This window comes from Nonomuraea sp. NPDC050680, from assembly GCF_040654555.1.
In the GTDB taxonomy this organism is placed as follows: domain Bacteria; phylum Actinomycetota; class Actinomycetes; order Streptosporangiales; family Streptosporangiaceae; genus Nonomuraea.
In genome coordinates, this window is record NZ_JBFAIF010000004.1 from 275,083 (window position 1) to 296,940 (window position 21,858).

21 protein-coding genes are annotated in these 21,858 nt (G+C 71.7%); 14 read left to right on the top strand and 7 right to left on the bottom strand.

Going from position 1 to position 21,858, the window contains the following annotated elements; translation table 11 throughout:
- Positions 1-95: 95 nt before the first annotated feature.
- Complete coding sequence (locus tag AB0H88_RS17010) at positions 96-305, top strand: DUF3311 domain-containing protein (protein WP_357645301.1); 210 nt, start codon at positions 96-98, stop codon at positions 303-305.
- On the top strand, positions 302-1,912 hold the full coding sequence (mctP, locus tag AB0H88_RS17015) for a monocarboxylate uptake permease MctP (RefSeq protein WP_357645302.1): 1,611 nt from the start codon (positions 302-304) through the stop codon (positions 1,910-1,912). The genes AB0H88_RS17010 and mctP overlap by 4 nt, the downstream gene beginning before the upstream one ends.
- Before the next feature lie 66 nt (positions 1,913-1,978).
- Here the strand turns inward: mctP and AB0H88_RS17020 are convergent, their stop codons facing one another.
- Positions 1,979-2,320, bottom strand: coding sequence for a DUF6285 domain-containing protein (locus AB0H88_RS17020; protein WP_357645303.1), 342 nt, complete (start codon positions 2,318-2,320; stop codon positions 1,979-1,981).
- 382 nt (positions 2,321-2,702) lie between these two features.
- On the opposite strand from AB0H88_RS17020, the gene AB0H88_RS17025 reads away from it, so the two are divergent.
- The 3 genes from AB0H88_RS17025 (at position 2,703) to AB0H88_RS17035 (ending at position 5,529) form a co-directional block, all read left to right on the top strand.
- Complete coding sequence (locus tag AB0H88_RS17025) at positions 2,703-3,296, top strand: hypothetical protein (protein ID WP_357645304.1); 594 nt, start codon at positions 2,703-2,705, stop codon at positions 3,294-3,296.
- Positions 3,297-3,379: 83 nt separating this feature from the next.
- The gene (locus tag AB0H88_RS17030; protein WP_357645305.1) at positions 3,380-4,570 is read left to right on the top strand and encodes an acyl-CoA dehydrogenase family protein; all 1,191 of its coding nucleotides are present in this window, start codon (positions 3,380-3,382) and stop codon (positions 4,568-4,570) included.
- Positions 4,567-5,529, top strand: coding sequence for a phosphotransferase family protein (locus AB0H88_RS17035; RefSeq protein WP_357645306.1), 963 nt, complete (start codon positions 4,567-4,569; stop codon positions 5,527-5,529). Before AB0H88_RS17030 ends, AB0H88_RS17035 begins: the two co-directional genes overlap by 4 nt.
- Before the next feature lie 100 nt (positions 5,530-5,629).
- Here AB0H88_RS17035 and AB0H88_RS17040 read toward each other — a convergent pair whose 3' ends face one another.
- Both AB0H88_RS17040 and AB0H88_RS17045 read right to left on the bottom strand, forming a co-directional pair.
- Positions 5,630-6,319: a TetR/AcrR family transcriptional regulator gene (locus tag AB0H88_RS17040; RefSeq protein ID WP_357645307.1), complete on the bottom strand. Its 690-nt coding sequence runs from the start codon at positions 6,317-6,319 to the stop codon at positions 5,630-5,632.
- A complete protein-coding gene (locus AB0H88_RS17045) occupies positions 6,316-6,768 on the bottom strand; it encodes a hypothetical protein (RefSeq protein WP_357645308.1) in 453 nt (150 codons plus the stop codon). Before AB0H88_RS17045 ends, AB0H88_RS17040 begins: the two co-directional genes overlap by 4 nt.
- Before the next feature lie 297 nt (positions 6,769-7,065).
- Between AB0H88_RS17045 and AB0H88_RS17050 the strand changes: the two genes are divergently transcribed.
- The 6 genes from AB0H88_RS17050 to aroQ are packed head-to-tail and all read left to right on the top strand — an operon-like array spanning position 7,066 to position 12,362.
- Positions 7,066-7,881: a hypothetical protein gene (locus tag AB0H88_RS17050; RefSeq protein WP_357645309.1), complete on the top strand. Its 816-nt coding sequence runs from the start codon at positions 7,066-7,068 to the stop codon at positions 7,879-7,881.
- Positions 7,878-8,006: a hypothetical protein gene (locus tag AB0H88_RS17055; RefSeq protein ID WP_357645310.1), complete on the top strand. Its 129-nt coding sequence runs from the start codon at positions 7,878-7,880 to the stop codon at positions 8,004-8,006. The genes AB0H88_RS17050 and AB0H88_RS17055 overlap by 4 nt, the downstream gene beginning before the upstream one ends.
- The gene (locus tag AB0H88_RS17060; protein ID WP_357645312.1) at positions 8,003-9,103 is read left to right on the top strand and encodes a hypothetical protein; all 1,101 of its coding nucleotides are present in this window, start codon (positions 8,003-8,005) and stop codon (positions 9,101-9,103) included. The genes AB0H88_RS17055 and AB0H88_RS17060 overlap by 4 nt, the downstream gene beginning before the upstream one ends.
- Positions 9,100-10,527 carry a hypothetical protein gene (locus AB0H88_RS17065; RefSeq protein WP_357645314.1) on the top strand — a complete coding sequence of 476 codons (1,428 nt, stop codon included), beginning with the start codon at positions 9,100-9,102 and terminating at the stop codon, positions 10,525-10,527. Before AB0H88_RS17060 ends, AB0H88_RS17065 begins: the two co-directional genes overlap by 4 nt.
- Positions 10,524-11,882: an AAA family ATPase gene (locus AB0H88_RS17070; protein WP_357645316.1), complete on the top strand. Its 1,359-nt coding sequence runs from the start codon at positions 10,524-10,526 to the stop codon at positions 11,880-11,882. Before AB0H88_RS17065 ends, AB0H88_RS17070 begins: the two co-directional genes overlap by 4 nt.
- 27 nt (positions 11,883-11,909) lie before the next feature.
- On the top strand, positions 11,910-12,362 hold the full coding sequence (gene aroQ, locus AB0H88_RS17075) for a type II 3-dehydroquinate dehydratase (protein ID WP_357645318.1): 453 nt from the start codon (positions 11,910-11,912) through the stop codon (positions 12,360-12,362).
- 64 nt (positions 12,363-12,426) lie between these two features.
- Here the strand turns inward: aroQ and AB0H88_RS17080 are convergent, their stop codons facing one another.
- Positions 12,427-13,323 (bottom strand): ThuA domain-containing protein, encoded by an 897-nt coding sequence (locus AB0H88_RS17080; protein WP_357645321.1) that lies wholly within the window; start codon positions 13,321-13,323, stop codon positions 12,427-12,429.
- Between the two features lie 154 nt (positions 13,324-13,477).
- Between AB0H88_RS17080 and AB0H88_RS17085 the strand changes: the two genes are divergently transcribed.
- The gene (locus tag AB0H88_RS17085; protein WP_357645322.1) at positions 13,478-15,625 is read left to right on the top strand and encodes a PQQ-binding-like beta-propeller repeat protein; all 2,148 of its coding nucleotides are present in this window, start codon (positions 13,478-13,480) and stop codon (positions 15,623-15,625) included.
- Between the two features lie 66 nt (positions 15,626-15,691).
- Here the strand turns inward: AB0H88_RS17085 and AB0H88_RS17090 are convergent, their stop codons facing one another.
- Genes AB0H88_RS17090 through AB0H88_RS17100 form a run of 3 tightly spaced genes read right to left on the bottom strand, consistent with a single transcriptional unit; the run spans position 15,692 to position 18,419 of the window.
- On the bottom strand, positions 15,692-16,465 hold the full coding sequence (locus AB0H88_RS17090) for a citryl-CoA lyase (protein WP_357645324.1): 774 nt from the start codon (positions 16,463-16,465) through the stop codon (positions 15,692-15,694).
- Entirely contained in the window at positions 16,458-17,612 is a 1,155-nt protein-coding gene (locus tag AB0H88_RS17095) for a CoA transferase (protein WP_357645327.1), read from the bottom strand. The genes AB0H88_RS17090 and AB0H88_RS17095 overlap by 8 nt, the downstream gene beginning before the upstream one ends.
- A gap of 33 nt (positions 17,613-17,645) precedes the next feature.
- The gene (locus AB0H88_RS17100) at positions 17,646-18,419 is read right to left on the bottom strand and encodes an IclR family transcriptional regulator (RefSeq protein WP_357645329.1); all 774 of its coding nucleotides are present in this window, start codon (positions 18,417-18,419) and stop codon (positions 17,646-17,648) included.
- Between the two features lie 185 nt (positions 18,420-18,604).
- Here AB0H88_RS17100 and AB0H88_RS17105 point away from each other — a divergent pair, with 185 nt between their 5' ends.
- Both AB0H88_RS17105 and AB0H88_RS17110 read left to right on the top strand, forming a co-directional pair.
- Entirely contained in the window at positions 18,605-20,053 is a 1,449-nt protein-coding gene (locus tag AB0H88_RS17105) for an aldehyde dehydrogenase family protein (protein WP_357645331.1), read from the top strand.
- A complete protein-coding gene (locus AB0H88_RS17110) occupies positions 20,050-21,768 on the top strand; it encodes a thiamine pyrophosphate-binding protein (protein ID WP_357645333.1) in 1,719 nt (572 codons plus the stop codon). Before AB0H88_RS17105 ends, AB0H88_RS17110 begins: the two co-directional genes overlap by 4 nt.
- Positions 21,769-21,858 lie beyond the last annotated feature (90 nt).

A 21,858-nucleotide genomic window follows, 5' to 3' on the forward strand; every position in this document is an offset into this window, starting at 1 on the left:
AATCCCCTGGAAAAGCTAATGTCCTCCCATTGACGAGATGTCAGGAGCCGGTTCAGAGCGTAGACCGGCTCCTGATCCATGCTTCGGAGGGGTCGATGACAACCGGGGAACCCGGGCGGGCACGTAGTGACCGCAGCCCTTGGAACTGGCTGCTGGTGCTGCCCATCGTGCTGCCGCTGCTGACCTTCCTGTTCAACGCCGACGAGCCCCGGCTGTTCGGCTTCCCGCTGTTCTACTGGCTGCAGATCGCCTTCATCATCGTCGGCGTCGGCTGCACCACGATCGTGTACAGGATGACCAAGTGAACGCCAACGTGACCGAGCTGGTCGTCTTCGCGGTGCTGTTCCTCGCGGTGAGCGTCATGGGGTTCGTGGCGGCCAAATGGCGGCGGCCCGAGAACATCGAGAGCCTGCACGAGTGGGGGCTGGGCGGCCGGAACTTCGGCTCCTGGATCACCTGGTTCCTGGTCGGCGGCGACCTCTACACGGCCTACACCTTCGTGGCCGTGCCCGCGCTGGTGTTCGGGGCCGGGGCGCTGGGCTTCTACGCCCTGCCGTACACGGTGGTGGTCTACCCGCTGGTGTTCCTGGTGCTGGCCCGGATGTGGTCGGTCTCGCACGTGCACGGCTTTGTCACCCCGGCCGACTTCGTCCGGGCCCGCTTCGGATCGCCGACGCTGGCGCTGATCATCGCGATCACCGGCCTGGCGGCCACCATGCCGTACATCGCGCTGCAGCTGGTCGGCATCGAGGCCGTACTGAAGACGATGGGCATCACCGGGCACCTGCCGATCATCATCGCCTTCGCCATCCTGGCGGCCTACACCTACCAGTCGGGGCTGCGGGCGCCGGCGCTGATCGCCTTCGTCAAGGACACGCTGATCTACATCGTGATCCTGGCGGCGGTCATCTACATCCCGGCCAAGCTGGGCGGCTGGGGGTCGATCTTCGACGCGGCCAAGGCCAAGTTCGACGCGAGCCCGGCGCCCGGCGACGGGATCACCCTCAACGCCAACAACCAGCTCCAGTACATCACGCTGGCCTTCGGCTCGGCGCTGGCGCTCTTCCTCTACCCGCACAGCCTCACCGGCGTGCTGGCCTCCAAGAACCGCGGCGTCATCAAGCGGAACATGGCGGCGCTGCCCGCCTACAGCTTCCTGCTCGGCCTGATCGCGCTGCTCGGCTTCATGGCGATCGCGGCGGGCACCAAGGGCGTCGTGGGCGCGAACGGCAAGGTGGACAACAACACGATCATCCCGGCGCTGTTCGACCAGATGTTCCCCGACTGGTTCGCGGGCGTCGCCTACGCGGCCATCGGCATCGGCGCGCTCGTCCCGGCGGCCATCATGTCGATCGCGGCGGCGAACCTGTTCACCCGCAACATCTACCGCGAATACCTGCGCAAGGACGCCACGGACGCGCAGGAGGCCAAGGTCTCCAAGCTGGTGTCCCTGGTGGTCAAGGTGGGCGCGGTGCTCTGCATCCTGCTGCTCGACCCGCAGTTCTCCATCGACCTGCAGCTCATCGGCGGCGTGATCATCCTGCAGACGCTGCCGTCCGTGGGGCTGGGCCTCTACACCCGCTGGTTCCACAAGGGCGGCCTGATCGCCGGCTGGATCGCCGGGATGAGCGCGGGCATCTGGATGCTGTACATGATCCCGAACCCGGCCAACGGCAAGGCCCACTTCGGCGGGTCGGCGTTCGGCCTGTCCAACCTCGGGATCGACACCAAGATGACGATCTACGCGGGCTTCCTGGCGCTGGCCGTGAACCTGATCGTGGCGGCGCTCGGCACGCTGGTGTTCCGGGCGATGAAGGTGGCCGACGGACCGGACGCGACCTCTCGCGAGGACTACTTCGCCGACGAGGGCGACCCCAAGGTCAAGGACCTGGACCTGGCGTCGTCGCACTGATCGCCTTCCTGCCCGGTTGACGGCCGGTTCCCGGTGGGGAACCGGCCGTCAGCCGGTCAGGATCGGCTAGCCGTCGCCGAGATATCCGGGGTTGGCCACTTCCAGCTTGGCCCGTACGGCATCCCTGAGCGCCTCGACCAGAGCCGAGTCGTCGAAGCGGCCCTCACGCACCGCCGCCGCCAGCTCCGCGTCGTCGGCCACGCCCAGCCCGGCCAGCCGCCGCTCGTGCTCCCTGGCCTGGGCCGGGCCCAGCTCGATCTCCCGCTCGACCATGCCGAGCACGTTGATCGCCACCCGTGTGTGGAATCGCACCCGCCCCTCGACCGCGGGCAGCACGTCGTCGGCCAGGAACTCGCGGACGGCCGCCACCAGATGGGCCGCCGAGGGAACGTCGTGCGGGGTTGCCATAAGGAACTCCTTTGACTCATCAGCGACAGTCCCATCGGAACGGCTTCGATTCGCGGATCGGCCCGCTTTCCGACACGGTAGCTCTTGAGCTGCCAGCCGTTACCACCCATTCTGTAGTGGTATTCCCGGACCGTTCTCTTGCCGACGATCCAATCCACATCCTTGGTCGAGTGCCGGATGACGACTTTGATGCGCAACGGCCTGCTGACCGTTCGCGCCAGTGGTGCGCACGAGGTCTCCGCGTACCGACGGATGGTCCCATTGCGCGGGCCGCTGCACCCAGGCCGCCCAGATGAGACGACGGTTTTGCAGGTGACCTGGCAGGGACGGGCCGGTCGCGAACAATGTCGTCCCCGCCGGCGTCCAACCCTTCATGATCCATGTGACCCTCTCCCTGGCGCTGGCCCTGTCCCCGGTGACCGTGACCGAGATTCCGAAGAACTTCCTGCTCATGGAGCGCGACGCGCGCAAGCCGCTGAGCCCCGACGAGGCCGCTGAAGTCAGTTACGAGATCAGCGACAAACTCACCAGGCCGTTGGAGCTGAACCCGTGCGGGCACCGGCGCGCCGTTGACGGCGGCCGGCTGGCGGCCCGCACGATCACGCTCGGGACCTCCGCCCCCAGCGGCTCCTCCGAACAGCTCATCATCTACAAGAGCCCGCGTGCCGCCCATGCCGTGCTCACCCGGCTGCGCGCCGAGGTCAAGCGATGCGCGCGCAAGGGCGACCCGTCGTCGCCCGAACTCTCGATCCGGTGGCGGACGAACAAGACCAAGGCGGGCGATGAGGCTTGGGGCATGGGGTACCAGACGCGGCAGGACGGCCACGTGAACCAGACCGTCACCGGTATCGTCGCACGCAAGGGCAGCGCACTGATGATCTACACGACCGACGAGGGAAGCTACAACCCCGGCGGCCTGGCCAAGAAAGCCAGGAAGATGGCGGCCAAGGTGTGCGGGTTGCCCGGCGTGTGCTGACCCTGCCACGTCGAGCCGGCGGGCGGCCTGGAAACGCGACCGAATCCGTTGACCGGGCAACGATTATCGGTTGTGATCCTGTCATGAGCTTCGCCGTCCCAGACAGCGTCCGTCCCATTCGTGATGCCGTCCACGCGTTCATGACCGAGCGGGTCGAGCCCGCCGAGAACGTGCTCCACCAGGGCGGGCCCGCCGCCGGGGCGGCGCTCGACGAACTGCGGGCCGAGGCCAAGAAGGAGGGCCTGTGGGCCCTCGGTCACCCGCGTGAGCTGGGCGGGGGCGGGCTGCCCTTCCTCGACTACGTCTACGTCAACGAGGTGCAGGGGCGCAGCGAGTTCGGGCAGATCGCGCTGGGGACGTACACGCTGCAGGACTCGCTGATGCTGCACGAGCACGCCTCGGCCGAGCAGCGGGAGCGCTACCTCGACCCGCTGGTGCGCGGCGACATCTCGCCGAGCTTCGCGATGACCGAGCCGTCCGTGTCGAGCAGCGATCCGACGCAGCTCAGGACGGCCGCCGTCCTCGACGGGGGCGAATGGGTGATCAACGGGCACAAGTGGTTCACGACCGGCGCGTCCCGGGCCGCGTACACCACCGTGATGTGCCGGACGGAGCACGACGCGGCTCCGCACCGGTCCTTCTCCATGATCCTCGTGCCGACCGACACGCCGGGCTACGACATCATCCGCGAGACGCCGGTCCTGGGGCTGGACGGCGCGCACTGCGAGGTCCGCTACGACAACGTCCGGGTGCCCGCCTCGAACCTCCTTGGGGAGCGCGGCGACGGGTTCGTGATCGCGCAGCGGCGCCTGGGGCCAGGACGGATCTTCCACTGCATGCGCTGGCTCGGCCAGGCGCAACGGGCCTTCGACCTGATGTGTCGCCGGCTGCGCGAGCGGAGCGCGTTCGGCGAGCCGCTGGCCGCCAAGCAGCTCATGCGCCAGCACGTGTTCGACTCCTACACCGAGATCCAGGCCGCGCGGCTGCTCACGCTCGACGCCGCGCGGGCCATCGACGCCGGCTCCGAGGCCCGGGTCGAGATCGGCGCGATCAAGGTGGTCGGCTCGCGCATGCTGCACAACGTGATCGACCGGGCCATCCAGGTGTACGGCGCGGCGGGGCTGACTCCGGACACCCCGCTGGACCGGATGTACCGGCACGCCAGAGCCGGGCGGATCTACGACGGCCCCGACGAGGTGCACATCGACTCCGTGGGACGGCGGATACTCGGCGCCTACGCGGCGGGCGGGAACTGGGAGTTCGGGCTGCGATGACGGAGGCGGTCCACTCGATCGTCCACTCGATCGTCGGCGAGGTCTTCGGGCCCGGCGCGTCGGCGCCCTTCAGCGCGCGGCTCCCCGGCGGGGCCTCGCGCGAGACGTGGGCGCTCGACGTGCTCGACGGGGACGAACGGCACGAGCTGATCCTGCGCCTCGACTCCCCCGGCGCCGCCCTGGAGGCCGGTGGCAGCCTGGCGAGCGAGGCCACGCTGATGCGGGCCGCCGCCGAGGCGGGGGTGCCGGTGCCGCGGATCGTGGCGGCCGGTGAGGCCTACATCCTCATGACGCGTGTGGCGGGCGAGACGATCCCGCGCAGGATCCTGCGCGAGGAGGCCTACGCGGGGGCGCGGCCGCGACTGGCCGCCCAGTGCGGCGCGGCGCTCGCGGCGATCCACCGGATGCCGCTGTCCGCGCTCCCCCCTGTTCCCGTGCCTGTTGTCGTGGCCGAGGATCCGCTGCGGCAGTGGCGGGACGTGCTCGATCAGATCGGTGAGCCGCATCCGGTGTTCGAGCTGGCCTTCCGGCGGCTGGCGGCGACCCGGCCGGCGGCGGCGCGGCGGACCGTGGTGCACGGCGACTTCCGCAACGGCAACCTGATCGTCGGGCCCGAGGGGATCCGGGCGGTGCTCGACTGGGAGCTGGCCCACGCGGGTGACCCGGTCGAGGACCTCGGCTGGCTGTGCGTGAAGGCCTGGCGGTTCGGCTCGCCGCTGCCGGTCGGCGGCTTCGGCGACTACGACGACCTGGTGAGCGCGTACGAAAAGGCCGGCGGGCAGCCCGTCGACCGGGACGCGCTGCGCTGGTGGGAGACGTTCGGCGTGCTCAAGTGGGGCGTCATCTGCGTGATGCAGACGATGCGCCACCTGCGCGGCGGCGCGCGTTCGGTCGAGCTGGCCGCGATCGGGCGCCGGGTGTGCGAGAACGAGTGGGACCTGCTGCGGATGCTCGGCTGAGAACCCGTTCCGCGGTCGCCCGGCTGAGAACCCGTTGCCGTTGATCGTGTACGGACCGCGCTCTGGTCGGCCGGCGCGCTGGGGGTGCTCGGGTGGGCGCTCAACCACGCCCGGCGGTATGGGAGGCTCTGCCGCTTCGGTGAGCGACGGCCGCGACAATCACGTCCACCAGGCCCTCGACGACCTCCGCCCGATCCACCTCCGGATGCTCCAGCCACCAGTCGCCGGTGCTCTGCACCATGCCGACGAACGCGTGACCGAGCACCTGGGCGCGTACGGGCTCCGGCACCACCCGCTCGGCGGCCAGCACCCCGCCCAGCTCCTCGCCGAGGCTGCGGACGAGCGCGGTCATGTGGGAGCGCATCCGGGTGTCCTCGGCGCTGGCCCGGTGGAACAGGAACCGGTAGAGGTTGCGGTTGGCCGAGATCAGGTCCAGGTAGACGGTGATCGTCGTCCTGGCCCGGCCGCGCAGATCGGTCGCGGGCTCGGCCGACCCCGGCCGCAGATCGGAGGCGGCGAACCCCGGCCGCGGACCGGAGGCGGCGAACCCCGGCCGCGGACCGGAGGCGGCGAACCCTGGCCGCAGCTGGGCGATGACCGTGCGCACGTGGCGGTCGGCCAGCGCCTCGTAGAGGCCGCTCTTGTCGCCGAAGTGGCGGTAGAGGATCGGCTTGGTGATCCCGGCCTCGGCGGCGATCGCGGCCATGGACGCCTCGGGGCCCTCGCGCAGGATGACCCGGTCCGCCGCGTCCAGCAGCGCCCTGCGCCGATCCGGGTCCCGTCCGCTCATCCGCCCAGGATAGATCGCCGCCTGCGCCGCAGCAGCGCCGACAGGACCAGCAGGACGCCGATGACGGCGTACAGGCCCGTCACCCCGGCCAGGGCGCCCGGCGGCTCACCGGCCAGGGTGCCCACCGGCTGACCGGTGGGCACCGCGAAGCTCGGCAGCCGGCCCGCCAGGTCCAGCGCGACGTCGAGGTCCAACGCGAACAGCGCCGCGGCGGCGGTCAGCGGCAGCCCGCAGGCCAGCGCGGCCAGCGGCGACAGCCACGACCAGGCGGCGAGCAGCACCACGATGGCCGCCACCGCCGTCAGGTAGCCGAGCCCGGCGGGCGCGGGCCGGAAGGCGGCGTACGCCGCTCGCAGGGCCCTGGCGCCCGCCTCGGTCAGGTAGTAGACGAGAGGCAGCGCGGCCGACCCGGCCACAGCGCCGATCAGATGACGCACCTGAGGGGACACAGCAAGCTTCGTCCCCGCAGGAAGGGGATCCCATGTGCGCTCGCCCGGAGTTAGATTCGAAGGCATGGCGATCATCCCCCGCTCCGTGCCGGCCTCGAAGAGGATCTGGCCGAGATCGCCTGCGGGCGCCCTTCGTGCTGGGCCTGCGCCATCGCCGGTACGCCGTGAGGTGAGCCGGATGTCCCGCCGGGCCTCCCACCCGGCGGAGGACCGGGCCGCGCCCTTTACAACGTAGATCAAGAGCTGACATATCATGAAAATACTGGGAAATACTGGAACTCTTGCTACGCTCGCGCCATGAGTGACCGGCTGGACGATCTCGAGAGGCGGATCGACGAGCTCCGAGCCGGTGTGCGCAGGGCCATGCGGGTCAAGGACACGGCCACGGCCAGGACCCTGCGCGCCGAGCTGCGCGGCGCCGAGCGCACGTGGGACGCCCTGGTGAGCACGGCCCCGGCAGGCGATCCGAAGGACACCGACCCGAAAGACAGCGAACCCGAACCCGCGGCGCCGCGGCTGGTGACCGTGCGCGAGCAGGTACATCAGGGTCTCCTCCTGCTGGGCGCCTGCGCCCAGCCACGGCTGATCGTCGCCGTGGGCGCGGCGTTCCGTGGCGGCACGCTGCGGAGCAATCAGCTCACCAGCCTGCGCCGCGACGAGGAACGCTCGTTCAAGTCCTCCCCGTACGGCCGCCCGTACTACCTGTGCGCGGCCCTGACGGACCGCCTCTCCCCCGCCCGGGGCCTGCTGGCGGCCAGTACGTGGCCGCAGGCGCGCCGGATGGTGGGCCCGCTCAGCCCCCGCGTCGACTTCCTGACCTGCGCCATAGCGGTGGCCGAGCAGCTGGACGACGTCCTCGTCGAGCCCGCGGGGGCGCGGCTGCTGGCCAGGATGGCGCGTAACATCCCCGGCGCCACCGACGGCGATCTGGGGCCGTCGGACCCCGGCCGGGTCATCGAGGCGGCGCGGGCGGAGCTCGCGGTGCACGTGGAGCGCGACACGCAGGACCGCGCTGAGCTGGCCGAACGCGCGGCGACGCAGCTCGGTGACACGGCGCGGCTGTTCGGCGCCGCTACGCTGAGCACTGTCGCGAGGAAAAGGATCACTGGGTGAGAGCGATGGGGCACCAGGCCGGCACCGGCCTCACGTGCGACAGCGAGCGCATCGTCAGCGAGCGCACCGGCAACGGCGAGCGCGTCAGCGGCGAGCGCGACAGCGAGACGAGAGGTGGCCGATGAACCGGCTTGACGCGCTGCGAGGCACGACGCCACCGAAGCCGCACGACGCCCGCGCCATCGCCGCGCTCGCGGCGAACCCCGGCTGCTCGCGCCGGGCGCTCATGGACGGCGCCGGGATCGACAAGGACGCCGCCGCCCGGCATCTGGGCTTCCCCGCGCCGTTCGGCCAGTCGCCGTTCGCGATCACCCGCGGGAACGTGTTCGAGGCGCTGGTGAAGGCCGACGGCTGCGCGGAGCTGCTGCGCATGCTGCGGGAGCAGCTCGGCCTGCCGATCGCCGAGGTGGCCTACCACGACGTGGAGAACGTCGGCGCACACCTGCGCCACGCCCACACCCGGGCGCTGTTCGACCGGGCGGTGGCCGAAGGGCACGACGCCGGGACGGTCTACGACCATCCGCTGCTCGCCCTGGAGATCGCCGGGCACGCCGCCTACCTGGAGCCGGACGTGGTGGCCTTCCAGCTCGGCGGGCGCTTCCACATCGTGGAGATCAAGTCGTTCGCGGTGATCGACGGGCAGGCGGATCCCGCCGCGGTGGCCGCGGCGGCCCGGCAGGCGGCGGTGTACGTGCTGGCGCTGCGCAGGCTGCTCGGCGAGCTGGGACACGACCCGCTGCGGGTCTCGCACGAGGTCGTGCTGGTCTGCCCGGAGAACTTCGCCAACCGGCCGGTCGCGACGCTGGTGGACGTGCGCAAGCAGCTGGCCGTGCTGGAACGCCAGCTCGACCGGATGACGGGGCTCGACCGGCTGCTCGACGTACTGCCCGACGAGGTCACCTTCGATCTGCTGCCCGGCGAGGACGGGCTGCCGACCCGGTCCGCCGCCGAGCTGGCCGACGCGCTGCGCCGGGCCGACGCCCGCTACGCGCCCGACTGCCTGTCGACCTGCGACCTGTGCTTCTTCTGCCGTGACGAGGCCCGGCAGGAGGGCGCCTCCGACCTGCTCGGCCGTAACGTACGCGACGAGCTGGGCGGTGTGGCCTCCGTCGGCGAGGCGCTCGGGCTGGCCGACGGCACCCGCGACCCGGAACCGGGCCAGGAGGAGATCGCCCGGCTCCTGCGCAACGCCGAACGCCTGCGCAGAGAGTGCCTGACGTGAGCCTGCTCACCTCGCTCGCCCGGCTGCGGGCCCTCGACGAGGGCATCGCGCAGCCGATCGCGACCGTCCGGCACTGCCATCTGTCGGCGCGGCCGATGGTGTTCATCCCGCTCAAGCTCTCCGGCGAGGCCGCCGCGCCGCTGGCCGCCATGCTCGGCACCGACCGGGCCGAGCCCCGCCTGCTGGTGGTCACCCAGCCGCGTAACCGCGATCTGCGCTTCGCCTGGGCCGCCGAGCTGGCCGGGCTGCTCCTGCCGTACATCCAGGGCTTTCTGCGCGAGACGGAGACGGTGGAGCGCAAGAACGCCGACCCCTACGAGCGGGCGCTCGACGCGCCGCAGCTGATCGTGCCGAACCAGGCGGGGGTGGCGTTCACCCGGCTGCTCGGCCGGTCCACCCGCTTCCGCCGGGCCGACGGGCCCTACCCGGTGCCCACGGGGGTTCCGCTGCTCGGCAGGTGGCTGACCTGGTTCGCCGAGCGGGCCGGATATCCGGGGTCGTCGCTGACGATCGCCGCGACCGACGAGCTGGGCAGGCACTGGGCGAGCGGGCAGAGCGGCCTGGAGGACGCGAATCTGGCCGCGCTGCTCGCCTGGATCACCGACGGGCCGAGCGACGACGCGGAGGATCCGCTGATCTGGCCGCCCGCGGGCCCGGTCACCGATCCAGGGTTCGACGCCGAGGTGCTGGCGCCGGCGATCGAGAAGGGCTCGGCCGAACGCGTCACCGAGGCCCTGCGTTCCCAGCTCGAACCCACCTGGCGGCTCATGTGGCAGGCGATCGACCTGCTCTCCGGCCTGCCCGAGGGCAACAGTGTGGCGCAGCGGTGGGAGCAGGACCGCGCCTCCTTCAGCGGCCTGGCCGCGCAGATCGAGGACGGCGGGCCGCCGCAGGCCAGGCATGACGGCGCGATAGCCGCCGCCGCGCGCCTGGCGCGCATGGAGCGTGCCCAGGCCGCCTACGAGGTGCAGCGCGCCTACGACGACCCGCTCGTCATGGCCGAATACCGGCTGACCGGCGAGGCGTTCGCGGGCGAGGTCGTGGAGACCGAACCGGAGAACTTCGAGGGCGAGGGCCGCTCGCGCAAGCTGCGCCCGCTCGTGGTGGTCAAGACCGACGATCCCGTACGGATGGCACCCGGCGCCACGCTCGGCACCCCGCAGCGGCGCGGCCAGGGCGCCCAGCTGGTGGAGGCGAGCGACGGCCTGGTCACTCTGAAGATCACCAAGGGCATGGGCCGGGGCAAGACGCCCACGCCGGGCGCGGTGCCCGAGGTGGGCGAGCGGGTCTGCTACACCTCGCTCACCGACGACTTCCAGGGCGCGCCGAGCCTGCCCGACGCGGAGGCGACGCCGTGGACCCACGGCGGCCCGCCGCGCGAATACCGCCCCACCGACGAGGACGCCCGCGAGGAGTGGTCGTGACCGGCGAGGACGCCAGCCCGGCGCAGGCCGTTAGCCCGGCGCAGGCCATCAGCCCGGCGCAGGCCATCAGCCCCGAGCAGGACATCAGCCCGGAGCAGGTCATCAGGAACGTGCTCGCCGACCTGCCGAGGAACCGCGGCGTGGTGGTCGACTCACCGCCGGGCGCGGGCAAGTCCACGCTGGTCGTCCGGGCCGCCGCCCACCTGGCCGAGACCGGCGACCCGCTGATGATCGTCGCCCAGACCAACGAGCAGGTCGACGACCTGGTGACGCGGATCTCGGAGCGGCACCCGCGGCTGACGGTCGGGCGGCTGTCGGCGAGCGGCTACGTGCCGCCGCTGCGCCTGCTGGAGCTGCCCGGGGTCACGGTCGGCACGCGGATCCAGGATCTCGGTGACCCCGACATCACGATCGCCACCTCGGACAAGTGGGCGTGGATCTCCGGCCGCACCTGGCCGTGGGCGATCGTGGACGAGGCGTACCAGATGCGCTCGGACAAGCTGCTGCGCATCGCCGGGCTGTTCGAGCGGGCGCTGTTCGTGGGCGATCCCGGCCAGCTCGACCCGTTCTCGATCGTGGACGGCGACCGCTGGTCCGGCCTGTCGTGGGACCCGCTGCAGAGCGCCGTCTCGGTGCTGCTGCGGCACAACCCCGACCTGCCGGTGCACCGGCTGCCGGTGTCGTGGCGGCTGCCCGCCTCGGCCGCGCCGGTGGTGTCGCGGGCGTTCTACCCGTTCACCGGGTTCCGTTCGGGCACCGGGGCCGGCGAGCGGCGGCTGGAGCTGGCCACCGGCGGCATGGGCACCGTGCACGACCGGGCGCTGGAGGAGGCGGCCCGCTCCGGCTGGGCGCTGCTGGAGCTGCCCAACCGCCACACCGTGCGCACCGACGGCGAGGCCGTGCAGGCGGTGGCGCTGCTGGCGGAGCGGCTGCTGCAGCGCGGCGCGGTGGCGGGCTCCGAGCAGGGCGAACGGCCGGTGACCGCCGACCGGATCGCGGTCGGCGCGGCGCACCGCGACCAGGTGGCGGCGATCAGGGCCGCGGGGCTGCCGCCGGAGATCACGGTCGACACCGCCAACCGGCTGCAGGGCCGCGAGTACGACGTGACGATCGTGCTGCACCCGCTGTCGGGACGCCGGGACGCCACGGCGTTCCACCTGGAGTCGGGGCGGCTGTGCGTGCTGGCCTCGCGGCACCGGCACGCGTGCGTGGTGGTGGCCAGGGCGGGCATCGCCGAGCTGCTCGACGCCCATCCGTCGGCGGAGCCGGTACGGCTGGGCGTGCCGGTGAAGTTCCCCGACGGCTGGGAGGCCAACCAGTCGGTCCTGGAGCACCTGGCCCGCCACCGGGTGTAGCGACGACGACCACGAAGTGAGGCATGTGTGACATCCGTGTACGTTCTCAACGGCCCGAACCTCAACCTGCTCGGCACCCGCAAGCCGGAGGTGTACGGCACGACGACGCTGGCCGACGTCGAGGAGATGTGCCGCCAGGAGGCCGCCGGGCTCGGCCTCGACCTCCGCTTCCGGCAGTCGAACCACGAGGGGCAGCTGATCGACTGGATCCACGAGGCCGGGTCCGAGGTCAAGGCCGGGCGGTGCGTCGGCGCGGTGTTCAATCCCGGCGCCTACACGCACACCTCGGTGGCCTTGCACGACGCCATCGAGGGCGTGGAGCTGCCGGTGGTGGAGCTGCACATCTCCAACGTGCACGCGCGCGAGCCGTTCCGGCACCACTCCTACATCTCGCCGGTCGCGCGGAGCATCGTGGTCGGGTTCGGCGTGCACGGCTACGTGCTGGCGCTGCGCGGCCTGCACCACACTGCCCAGAAGTGATCAGCGTGAGAAGCGGTCAGCGGCAGAAGCGGTCAGCGGCAGAAGTGATCAGCGGGAGAAGTGATCAGCGGCAGAAGGGCGCCATGCCCATCGCCGAGCGGAGGCCGCCGGTCAGGTGGCCGAGGAAGCGCTGGTCGCCGGTCCACGCTTGCACCTCGTGGCCGAGCGTGGTGACCCACGACCTGCCGCCGTCGTAGTACTGGCACCAGGAGACCGGGTGGTCCCTGCCGTGCCCGGGATGGCCGAGGTTGCCGCGGGTGCCCTTCAGCATGGTGCTCTCGTCGACCTGGGCCAGGACGCGGACGCGGGTGGGGGCCGGGACCAGGTTGTACCACTCGTCGCTGAACGTCCAGGTCTGCGGCAGTCCCGCGGTGGAGGCGTCGCGCCGATCGAGTGTGCGTACGGTGGCGGGCTGGACGGGGCCGTGGTCGTAGAAGTTGGCCTCGCCGAGCAACCCTTCGTACCAGGGCCAGTTGTACTCGGTGCCGAAGGCGTTGTGCACGCCGACGAAGCCGCCGCCCGCCCTGACGTACTGGCGCAGCGCGGTCTGCGCCGCGTCGTCGAGCGCGTCCCTGGTCGTGCTCAGGAACATCACCGCGTTGTACTTCAGCAGGCTCTGCGCCGAGGCGAGCTGGGTGACGTCCTCGGTGTAGTCGACCGCGAAGCCGTTGTCCTGACCCAGCTTGAGCACGGCCTTCACGGCCACGTTGTCGTCGTTGAGCGGCGGGTTGAGCCCCGGCCCGAGCACGGTGCCCAGGTGGGCGTGGCGCGGGCCGGCCGTGCGCGTGTAGACGAGCAGGCGGTAGCCCTTGGCCGGGTCGAAGTTGCCCCAGTCGTGGTAGCAGCGGGCGTCGGTGCCCCGGCACACGCCGCCGGCCGGCGCGGGATCGTTGGAGGCGGCTGAGGCGGGCAGGGCGACCGCCAGCAGCAGGGCGGCGGTCACGAGCGTAGAGGGTCTCACGGGCACCTCCGGAGTCCACCAGGTGGATCGATCGTTCCACAGCGTAGCCAGCGCACGAGAGCCCGGCAAGGTCTTGTCTTCACCGCGGCACCGGCTTATTGTGCGTCCGTTAAGCGGATCTATAGGTCCATCTAGTGGACCAGAAGAAGGCGTGGTGCCAGTGGAACGACGCAACTTCCTCCTCGGCGCGGCCGCGACGCTGGCCGCCGTACCCGCCCGTCCGGACGCCTCCGTTCCCGAGCAGGACGTACCGGAGCAGGACGTACCGGAGCAGTCCGCCGCCTTGGGCGCGGCCGGCAAGGACTTCCCCAAGGTCTGCGGCAACCTCGGCAACCACAACCACTCGCCGCTCAAGAAGATCACCGCGCGTAACCTGGACCGCCTCGGCGGCGCCTGGCACCTGAACCTGGAAGGCGGCAGCACCACCGCGCCCCAGCAGAGCACCTGCGTCGCGGAGAACGGCATCCTGTACGTCCAGACGACCCAGCAGAACGTCTTCGCCGTGGACGGCAGGACCGGGGCGCTGAAGTGGAAGACGAACCTCGGCACCAAGCAGACGAACATGCGCGGAGTCGCGCTCGGCGAGGGCCTGGTCTTCTCCACCTCCGGCGCCAACATCGTGTACGCCCTGGCCAAGGAGACCGGCCAGGTGGTGTGGCAGCGCCGGCTCATCACCGAGGACGAGGGCGGCGGCGACACCGGCGGCTGCGATCCCCAGAACGGGCAGTGCGGCGGCCTGACCGGCACCCTGGCCGGCGCGGTCGTCTACTGGGACGGCCTGATCTACGTCGGCATGCAGGGCAGCACCGGCGGCGCCCGGGGCCGCGCCTACGCCCTGAAGGCGGCCACCGGTGAGGTGGCGTGGACGTTCTGGGCGTGCCCCGGCGAAGGCCAGTTCGGCAACGACACCTGGGAGGGCGAGTCCTGGAAGAGCGGCGGCGCGGTGCCGTGGATCCATCCCGCGATCGACCCGGACCTCGGGCTGGTCTACTGGACGTTCGGCGGCTCCTACCCCCGGCTGGACGGTTCGGGCAGGGGCGGCGACAACCTGTTCGCCAACTCGATCGTGGCCATCGACGCCAAGGCGGGCAAGCGGAAGTGGCACTTCCAGTCGGTGCACCACGACATCTGGGACCTGGACAACGTCATGGCTCCGGTGCTGGTGGACCTGCGGATCGGCCGCGGCGTGCGCAAGGTCGTCGTCTACGGCAGCAAGGCCGGCATGTTCTACTTCCTCGACCGGGCCACGGGTGAGCCGGTCCACGGGGTCACGGAGCGGCCCGTGCCTCAGGACGCACGCCAGAAGACCGCGCCGACGCAGCCGTTCCCCGGCGGCGCGCCGTTCATCACCCAGGCGCCGGAGTTCGGCAAGGCGACCAGGCCGGTGCCGTTCTACGCCTGGGGCGGGCTCTACACGCCGCACTGGGACCGGGCGACCATCATCTTCCCCGGCGCGGGTGGCGGGGCCGACTGGGCGCACCTGTCGTTCAACCCCCACACGGGCTGGATCTACGTCGGTTACGGGCTGATCAACTCCGGCTTCTCCAACAGCCGGGACGGCCGGGTCAACACCTCACGCCCGCTGGGCGAGTACTTCGCGGGGGGCATCGCGGCCGTCGATCCCCGTACCAACAAGCCGGTGTGGACGCTCGACCGGGAGTGGTCGCTCGCGCACGGCAACGGCATCCTCACCACGGCGGGGCGGGTCATGTTCCAGGGCGGCCCCGACGGGGTGCTGCACGCGATGGACGACACCGACGGGAAGATCCTGTGGAGCTTCCAGTGCGGCGCCGGGGTGCACACCAGCCCGATCAGCTACGAGATCGACGGCGAGCAGTACATCGCGGTCCTGGCGGGCGGGAACGGACTGCCGTACCCGGACATCCCGCGTGGTGACCACCTGTGGGCGTTCAAGCTCGGCGGCAAGGTGGCGCCCGCGGCGGCCCCGGTCCCGCCCAAGAAGCGCAACGACATCAGGGCCGCCGCCGTCGCCGGCACGACGGTCACGCTGGGCCGCGTCTGGGACGCGGCGAACCAGCGGCCGGGCCCGGCCGAGAACACCGTCGCCCAGAACGCCATGTCGCCGCAGCACCTGCGGGTGCCCAAGGGGACGGCCATCACGTTCGTCAATCCGGCGGACAACGCCTTCGCGCACGCGGCAGTGTCGTTCTTCGAGTGCGAGTTCGACAGCGGCGTGCTGATGCCGGGGCAGTCGTTCACTCACACCTTCGCCACGCCCGGCGAGCACTTCTACAACGACGCGATCTTCCCGCAGAACACCGGGAAGATCGTCGTCTACTGACCGGGAGTCTGCCGACCTGTCGTGTTGGCCCGGAGTCTGCGGACCGAGGGCCTGCGGGCCTGTCGGCTATCGGCCCGGAGTCTGCGGACCGAGGGCCTGCGGGCCGAGATACGTCGGCCGGATCGAGGGGGGCAGCGGGCCCTTGTTGCGCCGCCCCTGCCCCGACTCCTCCCAGGCGTGCGCCAGGATGCCGACGCTGCGGCCGAGCACGAACAGCCCTCTGGCCAGGGGCGCGGGGAAGCCGAGCTCGGCGTAGACGACGGCGGTCGCGCCGTCGATGTTCATCGGGACCGGGCTGATCAGCGCCTCGACCTCCTTGGCCACCCGCAGGTGCCCGCCCGGCACCACACCATCGGCCACGGCCTGCTCCACCAGGCCGAGCAGCGGGTCTCGGCGCGGGTCGCGGGAGTGGAAGCGGTGCCCGAACCCGGGCAGGTACTTGTCGCGGGCCCGCCACCGGGCCACCGTGGCCGCGGTGTCGCCGCAGGTGAGCGCCTCCTGCAGTAGTTCCACGCACTGCTCCCCCGCCCCGCCGTGGACGTCCCCCAGCAGGTTGACGCCGGTGGCGACGGCGTTGTTCAGCCCGACGCCACAGGTGATCGCCATCCGCGCGACCGCGATGGACGGCGCGTGCGGGCCGTGGTCGACCGAGGAGACCAGCGCGGCCTCCAGCAGCGCCGCCCGCCGCGGGTCGGGCAGGTCCCCGCGGAGCATGAGCCAGACCATTTCCGCGAACCCCACCCGGCCGATCAGCTCCTGGACCGGCCTGCCGCGCAGCTCGATGACGTCCGGCTCGATCCTGGAGACGGCGGTGCCCCACCAGTCGGCCGCCTCACTCATGGGCGTACTCCTCGTTGTGCGAGCCGAGCCGCGGCGGGGAAACCGGGGGACGCAGCGGTTCGTCGTCCACGAGCACGCCGTTACCGGTCACGGTCAGGCGGCGATCGGTCCCGTCAGGGAAGCTCAGCTCGGTGAGGAAGCCGCGATGCCGTAGCTGGTCGAGTGCCAGCGCCTGCGGAACGGTGAGGACGCGGGCGGCGGGCACGCCATGACCGGACAGCAGTTCTTCCCACTCCAGCGCGGTCCTGGCCCGCAGCGCGCCGTTGAGCTCGGCGTTCAGTGCCTTCCTCTGGGCCTTGCGCCCCTCGGGGAGGACGAAGCGCGGGTCGGCCGGCAACTCGGGGCGGCCGATCAGGCGGCAGAGCGTCTCGAACTGCGTCTGCTGGTTGGCGGCGATGTTGAGCGGCCCGTCGGCGGTCTCGAACGTGCCCGACGGCGCGGCGGTGGCGTTCTGGTCACCCATCGGCTCCGGCTCGACGCCGCTGACCAGGTAGTTCGACACGGTCCAGCCCATGGCCGAGATCGAGGCCTCCAGCATGGACAGGTCGAGGAAGCTGCCGCGGCCGGTGCGGTGCCGCCCGGCGAGCGCGGCGCAGATCGCCATGGCGGCCATCAGCCCGCCGATCGTGTCGCATACCGGGAAGCCGACGCGCATCGGCACCGTGTCGGGGGTGCCGGTGACGCTCATCATGCCCGACAGGCCCTGGATGATCTGGTCGTAGGCGGGGGCCCCGCTCATCGGGCCGCTCTGCCCGAAGCCGGAGATCGCGCAGTAGATCAGCCTCGGGTTGAGCTCGCGCAGCCGGTCGCGGTCGTAGCCGAGCCTGGCCAGCACTCCGGCCCGGAAGTTCTCCAGCAGGACGTCGGCGCCGGTGACCATCGCCTCGAAGGCAACCCGCCCCGCCGGGCTCTTCAGGTCGAGCTCCACCGACTTCTTGCCCGCGTTCTGAGCCAGGAAGGAGGCGCCGATCCGGTCCCGGTTGAGCTCGTCGTCAGGGCCGAGGCGCCTGGCCAGGTCCCCGCTGCCGGGCAGCTCGACCTTGACGACCTCGGCGCCGAACAGCATCAGCTGGTAGCTGCAGTAGGGTCCGGCGAGCACGCTGGTCAGATCGACGACCTTGACCCCGTCCAGTGGCAACTGCTGCATTCACGCTCTCCCATCGCTAAGGCTCCCCATCGGTCAAGTCAGTGGATGGTCGAACCCGCGCTCCGACATACGCCCCGCCACCTCGCCCAGGTCCGCGACGAACTCCGCCACGCGCTCGTCCGTGAAGCGCACGGTCGGTCCGCTGAGGGTGAGCGCCGCCACGATCGCCTTGGTGCCGCCGGTCACGGGCACGGCGACGGCGGACAGGCCGGGCTCGCGCTCGCCGTGGCTGACCGCGTGGCCGTCGTCCGCCGCCTGGGCGATCCACCGCCGCAGCGTCTCCAGGTGCGCCTCGCCGTACGGGGAGGAGCGGGCGATCCGCGACAGGAGCCGCGCCGGCGCGTCCCTGAGCAGGACCTTCGAGGAGGCGCCCGCCCACATGGGCAGTTCGTCGCCGACCCGCACCACGTGGCGCAGCGGCTGCGGGCTCTCCTGCTGGGCGATGCAGATCCGGTGGACGTCCCTGGCGACGTAGAGGTTGACGGTCTCCCGCTGCCGGGCCGCCAGGTCGCGCATGAGCTTGACGGTCTCCGGCGGCAGCTCCCACGCGCTACGGGCCAGGTGCGCCCACCGCCACAGGGCGGGCCCGGCGGTGTAGCCCTTGGGCGCGGCCCACAGCAGGCCCATGTGCTCCAGGGTCTGCAGCAGGCGCAGCGCCGTCGTCTTCGCCAGGCCGGTCTCGTCGACGACCTCGCGGATCGTCAGGATCCGCCGGTCCTCGCCGAGCAGGGACAGGATGTCGAACGCTCGCTGAACGCTGCGCACGCCACCGGCCTCGCCGGATTCTGCCGGGAAGTTCGCGGGCACGGGTCCTCACTTGTCGGTCGAAGGTGAACTCCTGCTCACCCTCTCATGCGGTCCGTACGCTAACACTCGGTCCATTATACGGTCCAGACGTTCCACCACGCGGTTCCTCTTGCGCGGACTGGGATGTGCTCATACTTTGAGCAAGTCCACAGTGCGGTTCTGATGCACCACCTAGTGGAGTCGAGATGGATGCGATCTACCAAGCGGGCTGCCTCGTCGCCGGAACGTGGCTGACAGACGGCCCGGCGGCCGAGCGGACCGGCCCCTACCTGCGCCGGACGGTCAGCCGGGCCCGTACGGCGACCCCGGACGACATCACCCGGGCCCTGGCCTACGCCGGGCCGGCCGCCGGGGCGGTGGCGCGGCTGGCCCCGGCGACCAGGGCCGCGATCCTCGAGCGCGGCGCGGCCGAGGTCACGGCCCGCGGTGAGGAGCTGGCCCGGCTGCTGGCCGTCGAACTCGGCAAGCCGGTCAAGGACGGGCGTGGGGAGGTGCTGCGGGTGGCCGACACGCTGTCGGTCTCGGCGGCCGAGGCCAGGGCGCTGGGCGGCGAGGTGCTGCCGGTGGCCGGCTGGGCGCGCGGCGTGGGCAACACAGCGCTGACCTGCCGCGCCCCCGCCGGTCCCGTGCTGGCGATCACTCCCTTCAACGCCCCGGCGAACCTGCTGGCGCACAAGCTCGGCGCCTCCTTCGCCGCGGGCAACACCACGATCGTCAAGCCGCCGCCGCAGGCGCCCGCGGCCTCGACGGAGCTGGTGCGGATCCTGCTCGACGCGGGGATGCCGGTCGAGGCCGTACAGGTGCTGCACGGCGGCGCCGACGTGGGCGCCCGGCTGTGCGCCGCGCCCGAGATCGCCGTGGTCAGCTTCACCGGCGGCGTGAGCGCCGGCGCCGCCGTCGCGCGCGCCGCCGGGCCCAAGCGGGTGCTGCTGGAGCTCGGCGGCAACGCCGCCACGATCGTGTGCGAGGACGCCGACGTGGCCGAGGCGGCGCGGATCTGCGCGCGCACCGGCTACAGCAACTCGGGCCAGAGCTGCATCTCGGTGCAGCGGGTCTACGTCCAGCGCGGCAGGTTCGAGGAGTTCGTGGCCGCGCTGACCGCCGAGGTGAAGTCCCTGGTCGTGGGCGACCCGCTGGACCCGGCCACCGACGTCGGCTCGATGGTGGACGACGACGCCGCCGAGCGGGTGGTCCGCTGGGCCGGCGAGGCGGCCGGCCAGGGCGCCGCGATCACGACCGGTGGCGCCCGGTCGGGGGCGGTCATGGAGCCGACTGTGGTTTCCGCGCCGCCCGCCGATGCCCGGCTGGTGCGCGAGGAGGTGTTCGGCGCGCTCGTCGCCGTGCTGCCCTACGACGGCTTCGATGAGGTCATCGAGGCGTGCAACAGCAGCCGGTACGGCCTGCAGGCCGGCCTATTTACGCATGATGTGCGGCGGATCGTCCAGGCCTGGCGGGAGCTGGAGGTCGGCGGGCTGGTGGTCAACGGGTCGTCGAACTTCCGCCTCGACCACGTCCCCTTCGGTGGCGTCAAAGACTCCGGCATCGGCCGCGAGTCGCCGCGCTGGATGATCGAGGACTTCACCGTGACCAAGACCCTCCTGCTGCGGGGCCTGAGCATCTGGGGAGAACAATGACCACCACTTCCGCGCACGCGCTTGTCAGACAGTTAGAGGACCTGGGCGTCACGCACGTCTTCGGCACCTGCGGCCACACCAACATCGCCGTGCTGGACGCGCTCGCCGACAGCCGGATCCGGTTCGTCATCGCCCGGCACGAGCAGGCCGCCGCGCACGCCGCCGACGGCTACGCCCGCGTGTCGGGCAAGCCCGGCGTGCTGCTCGTCCACGTCGGCCCCGGCCTGACCAACGCCACCACCGGAGTCCTGACCGCGGCGCTCGACTCGGTGCCGATGGTGGTGATCTCCGGCGACGTCCCCTCCTACTACCACGGGCGGCACCCGCACCAGGAGATCAACCTGCACGCCGACGCCGACCAGGCGGCCGTCTTCAGGCCGTTCGTCAAGCGGGCGTGGAACGTGCACCGCGCCCAGGATCTCGGCCGGGCCGTGGAGCGCGCCTTCTGGACGGCGACGACGGGCCGGCCGGGCGCTGTGCTGGTCAACGTACCCATGGACGTCTTCTCCAGGCCCGCCGAGCCGTACCCGCCCCTCAGCGGCGCCGAGCCGCCCGGCCTGCCGGCGGACGTCGCCGAGCGGATCGCGGCCGCGCTCGCCGGGGCCGAGCGACCGCTGATCTACGCGGGTGGCGGCCTGCGCGAGGCCGCCGAGGCGCTGCTCCGCCTGGCCGAGCGGTTCGACATCCCGATCGCCCACTCGCTGATGGCCAAGGGGGCCGTGCCCGACGCGCACCCCCTGGTGCTCGGCATGACCGGGTTCTGGGGGCTGGAGCTCACCAACGACTACGCCCGGGAGGCCGACGTGGTGCTGGCGCTGGGCACCCGCTTCGCCGAGACCGACTCGAGCTCCTGGGACCCCCGCTTCACCTGGACGCTCGGGGACAAGGGCCGGCTGCTCCAGATCGATCTCGACCCGGCCGAGATCGGCCGCAACTACCCGGCGGAGATCGGCGCGGTCGCCGACGCCGCTCTGGCGATCAGGGCGATCGCCGCGGCGGCCGCCTCGCACCCGGAGGTGAGCCGTCCCGCGCTGCGGGAACGGATCCGCGCGGCCAGGTCGGAGCTGTTCGGCGCGAGCAGGGAACGCGGAGCCAGCGACGACTTCCCCCTGCGGCCCGAGCGTATCCTGGCCGACCTGCGCGACTCGGTGCCACCGGACACGATCCTGGTCACCGACGTGGGCTGGAACAAGAACGGCGTGGCGCAGTGCTACGAGCTGCCGCCCGAGGGCCGCTTCATCACCCCCGGCGGCGCGTCCACCATGGGCTTCGGCCCCGCCGCGGCCGTCGGCGCGCAGCTCGCCGAGCCGGGCCGGACCGTGGTGGCGCTGATCGGCGACGGCGGCATGGGCGCCCAGCTCCCCGCCGTGCCACTGGCCGTGGAGCTGGGCGCTCCGGTGATCTTCGTGGTGATGAACAACCGGTCGCACGGCACGATCTCCGACCTGCAGTCCGCCCACTTCGGCCGCAGCCACGGCTGCGACTTCACCGATCCCGCCGGTCGGCCCTACAGCCCGGACTTCGCCGCCCTCGCGCGGGCCTGCGGTGCCGACGGGCACACGGTCGCCGCGCCCGGCGACCTCCGTACGGCACTGCGCACGGCGGTGGCCGACCGGCGACCTGCGGTGATCGACGTGCCCATGGTCAACGAGCCCGTCCCGACCCCCGGCCACTGGAACATCAAGGACATCTACCAGGGCCTCTTCCCCGCCTGAAACCGTTGCCCGTTCGATATTTCCTCTGGTCACACCCGGCCGTATAACTAACGTACTAGTTCGTGCATTACACGGCCATGTCGACTCCCC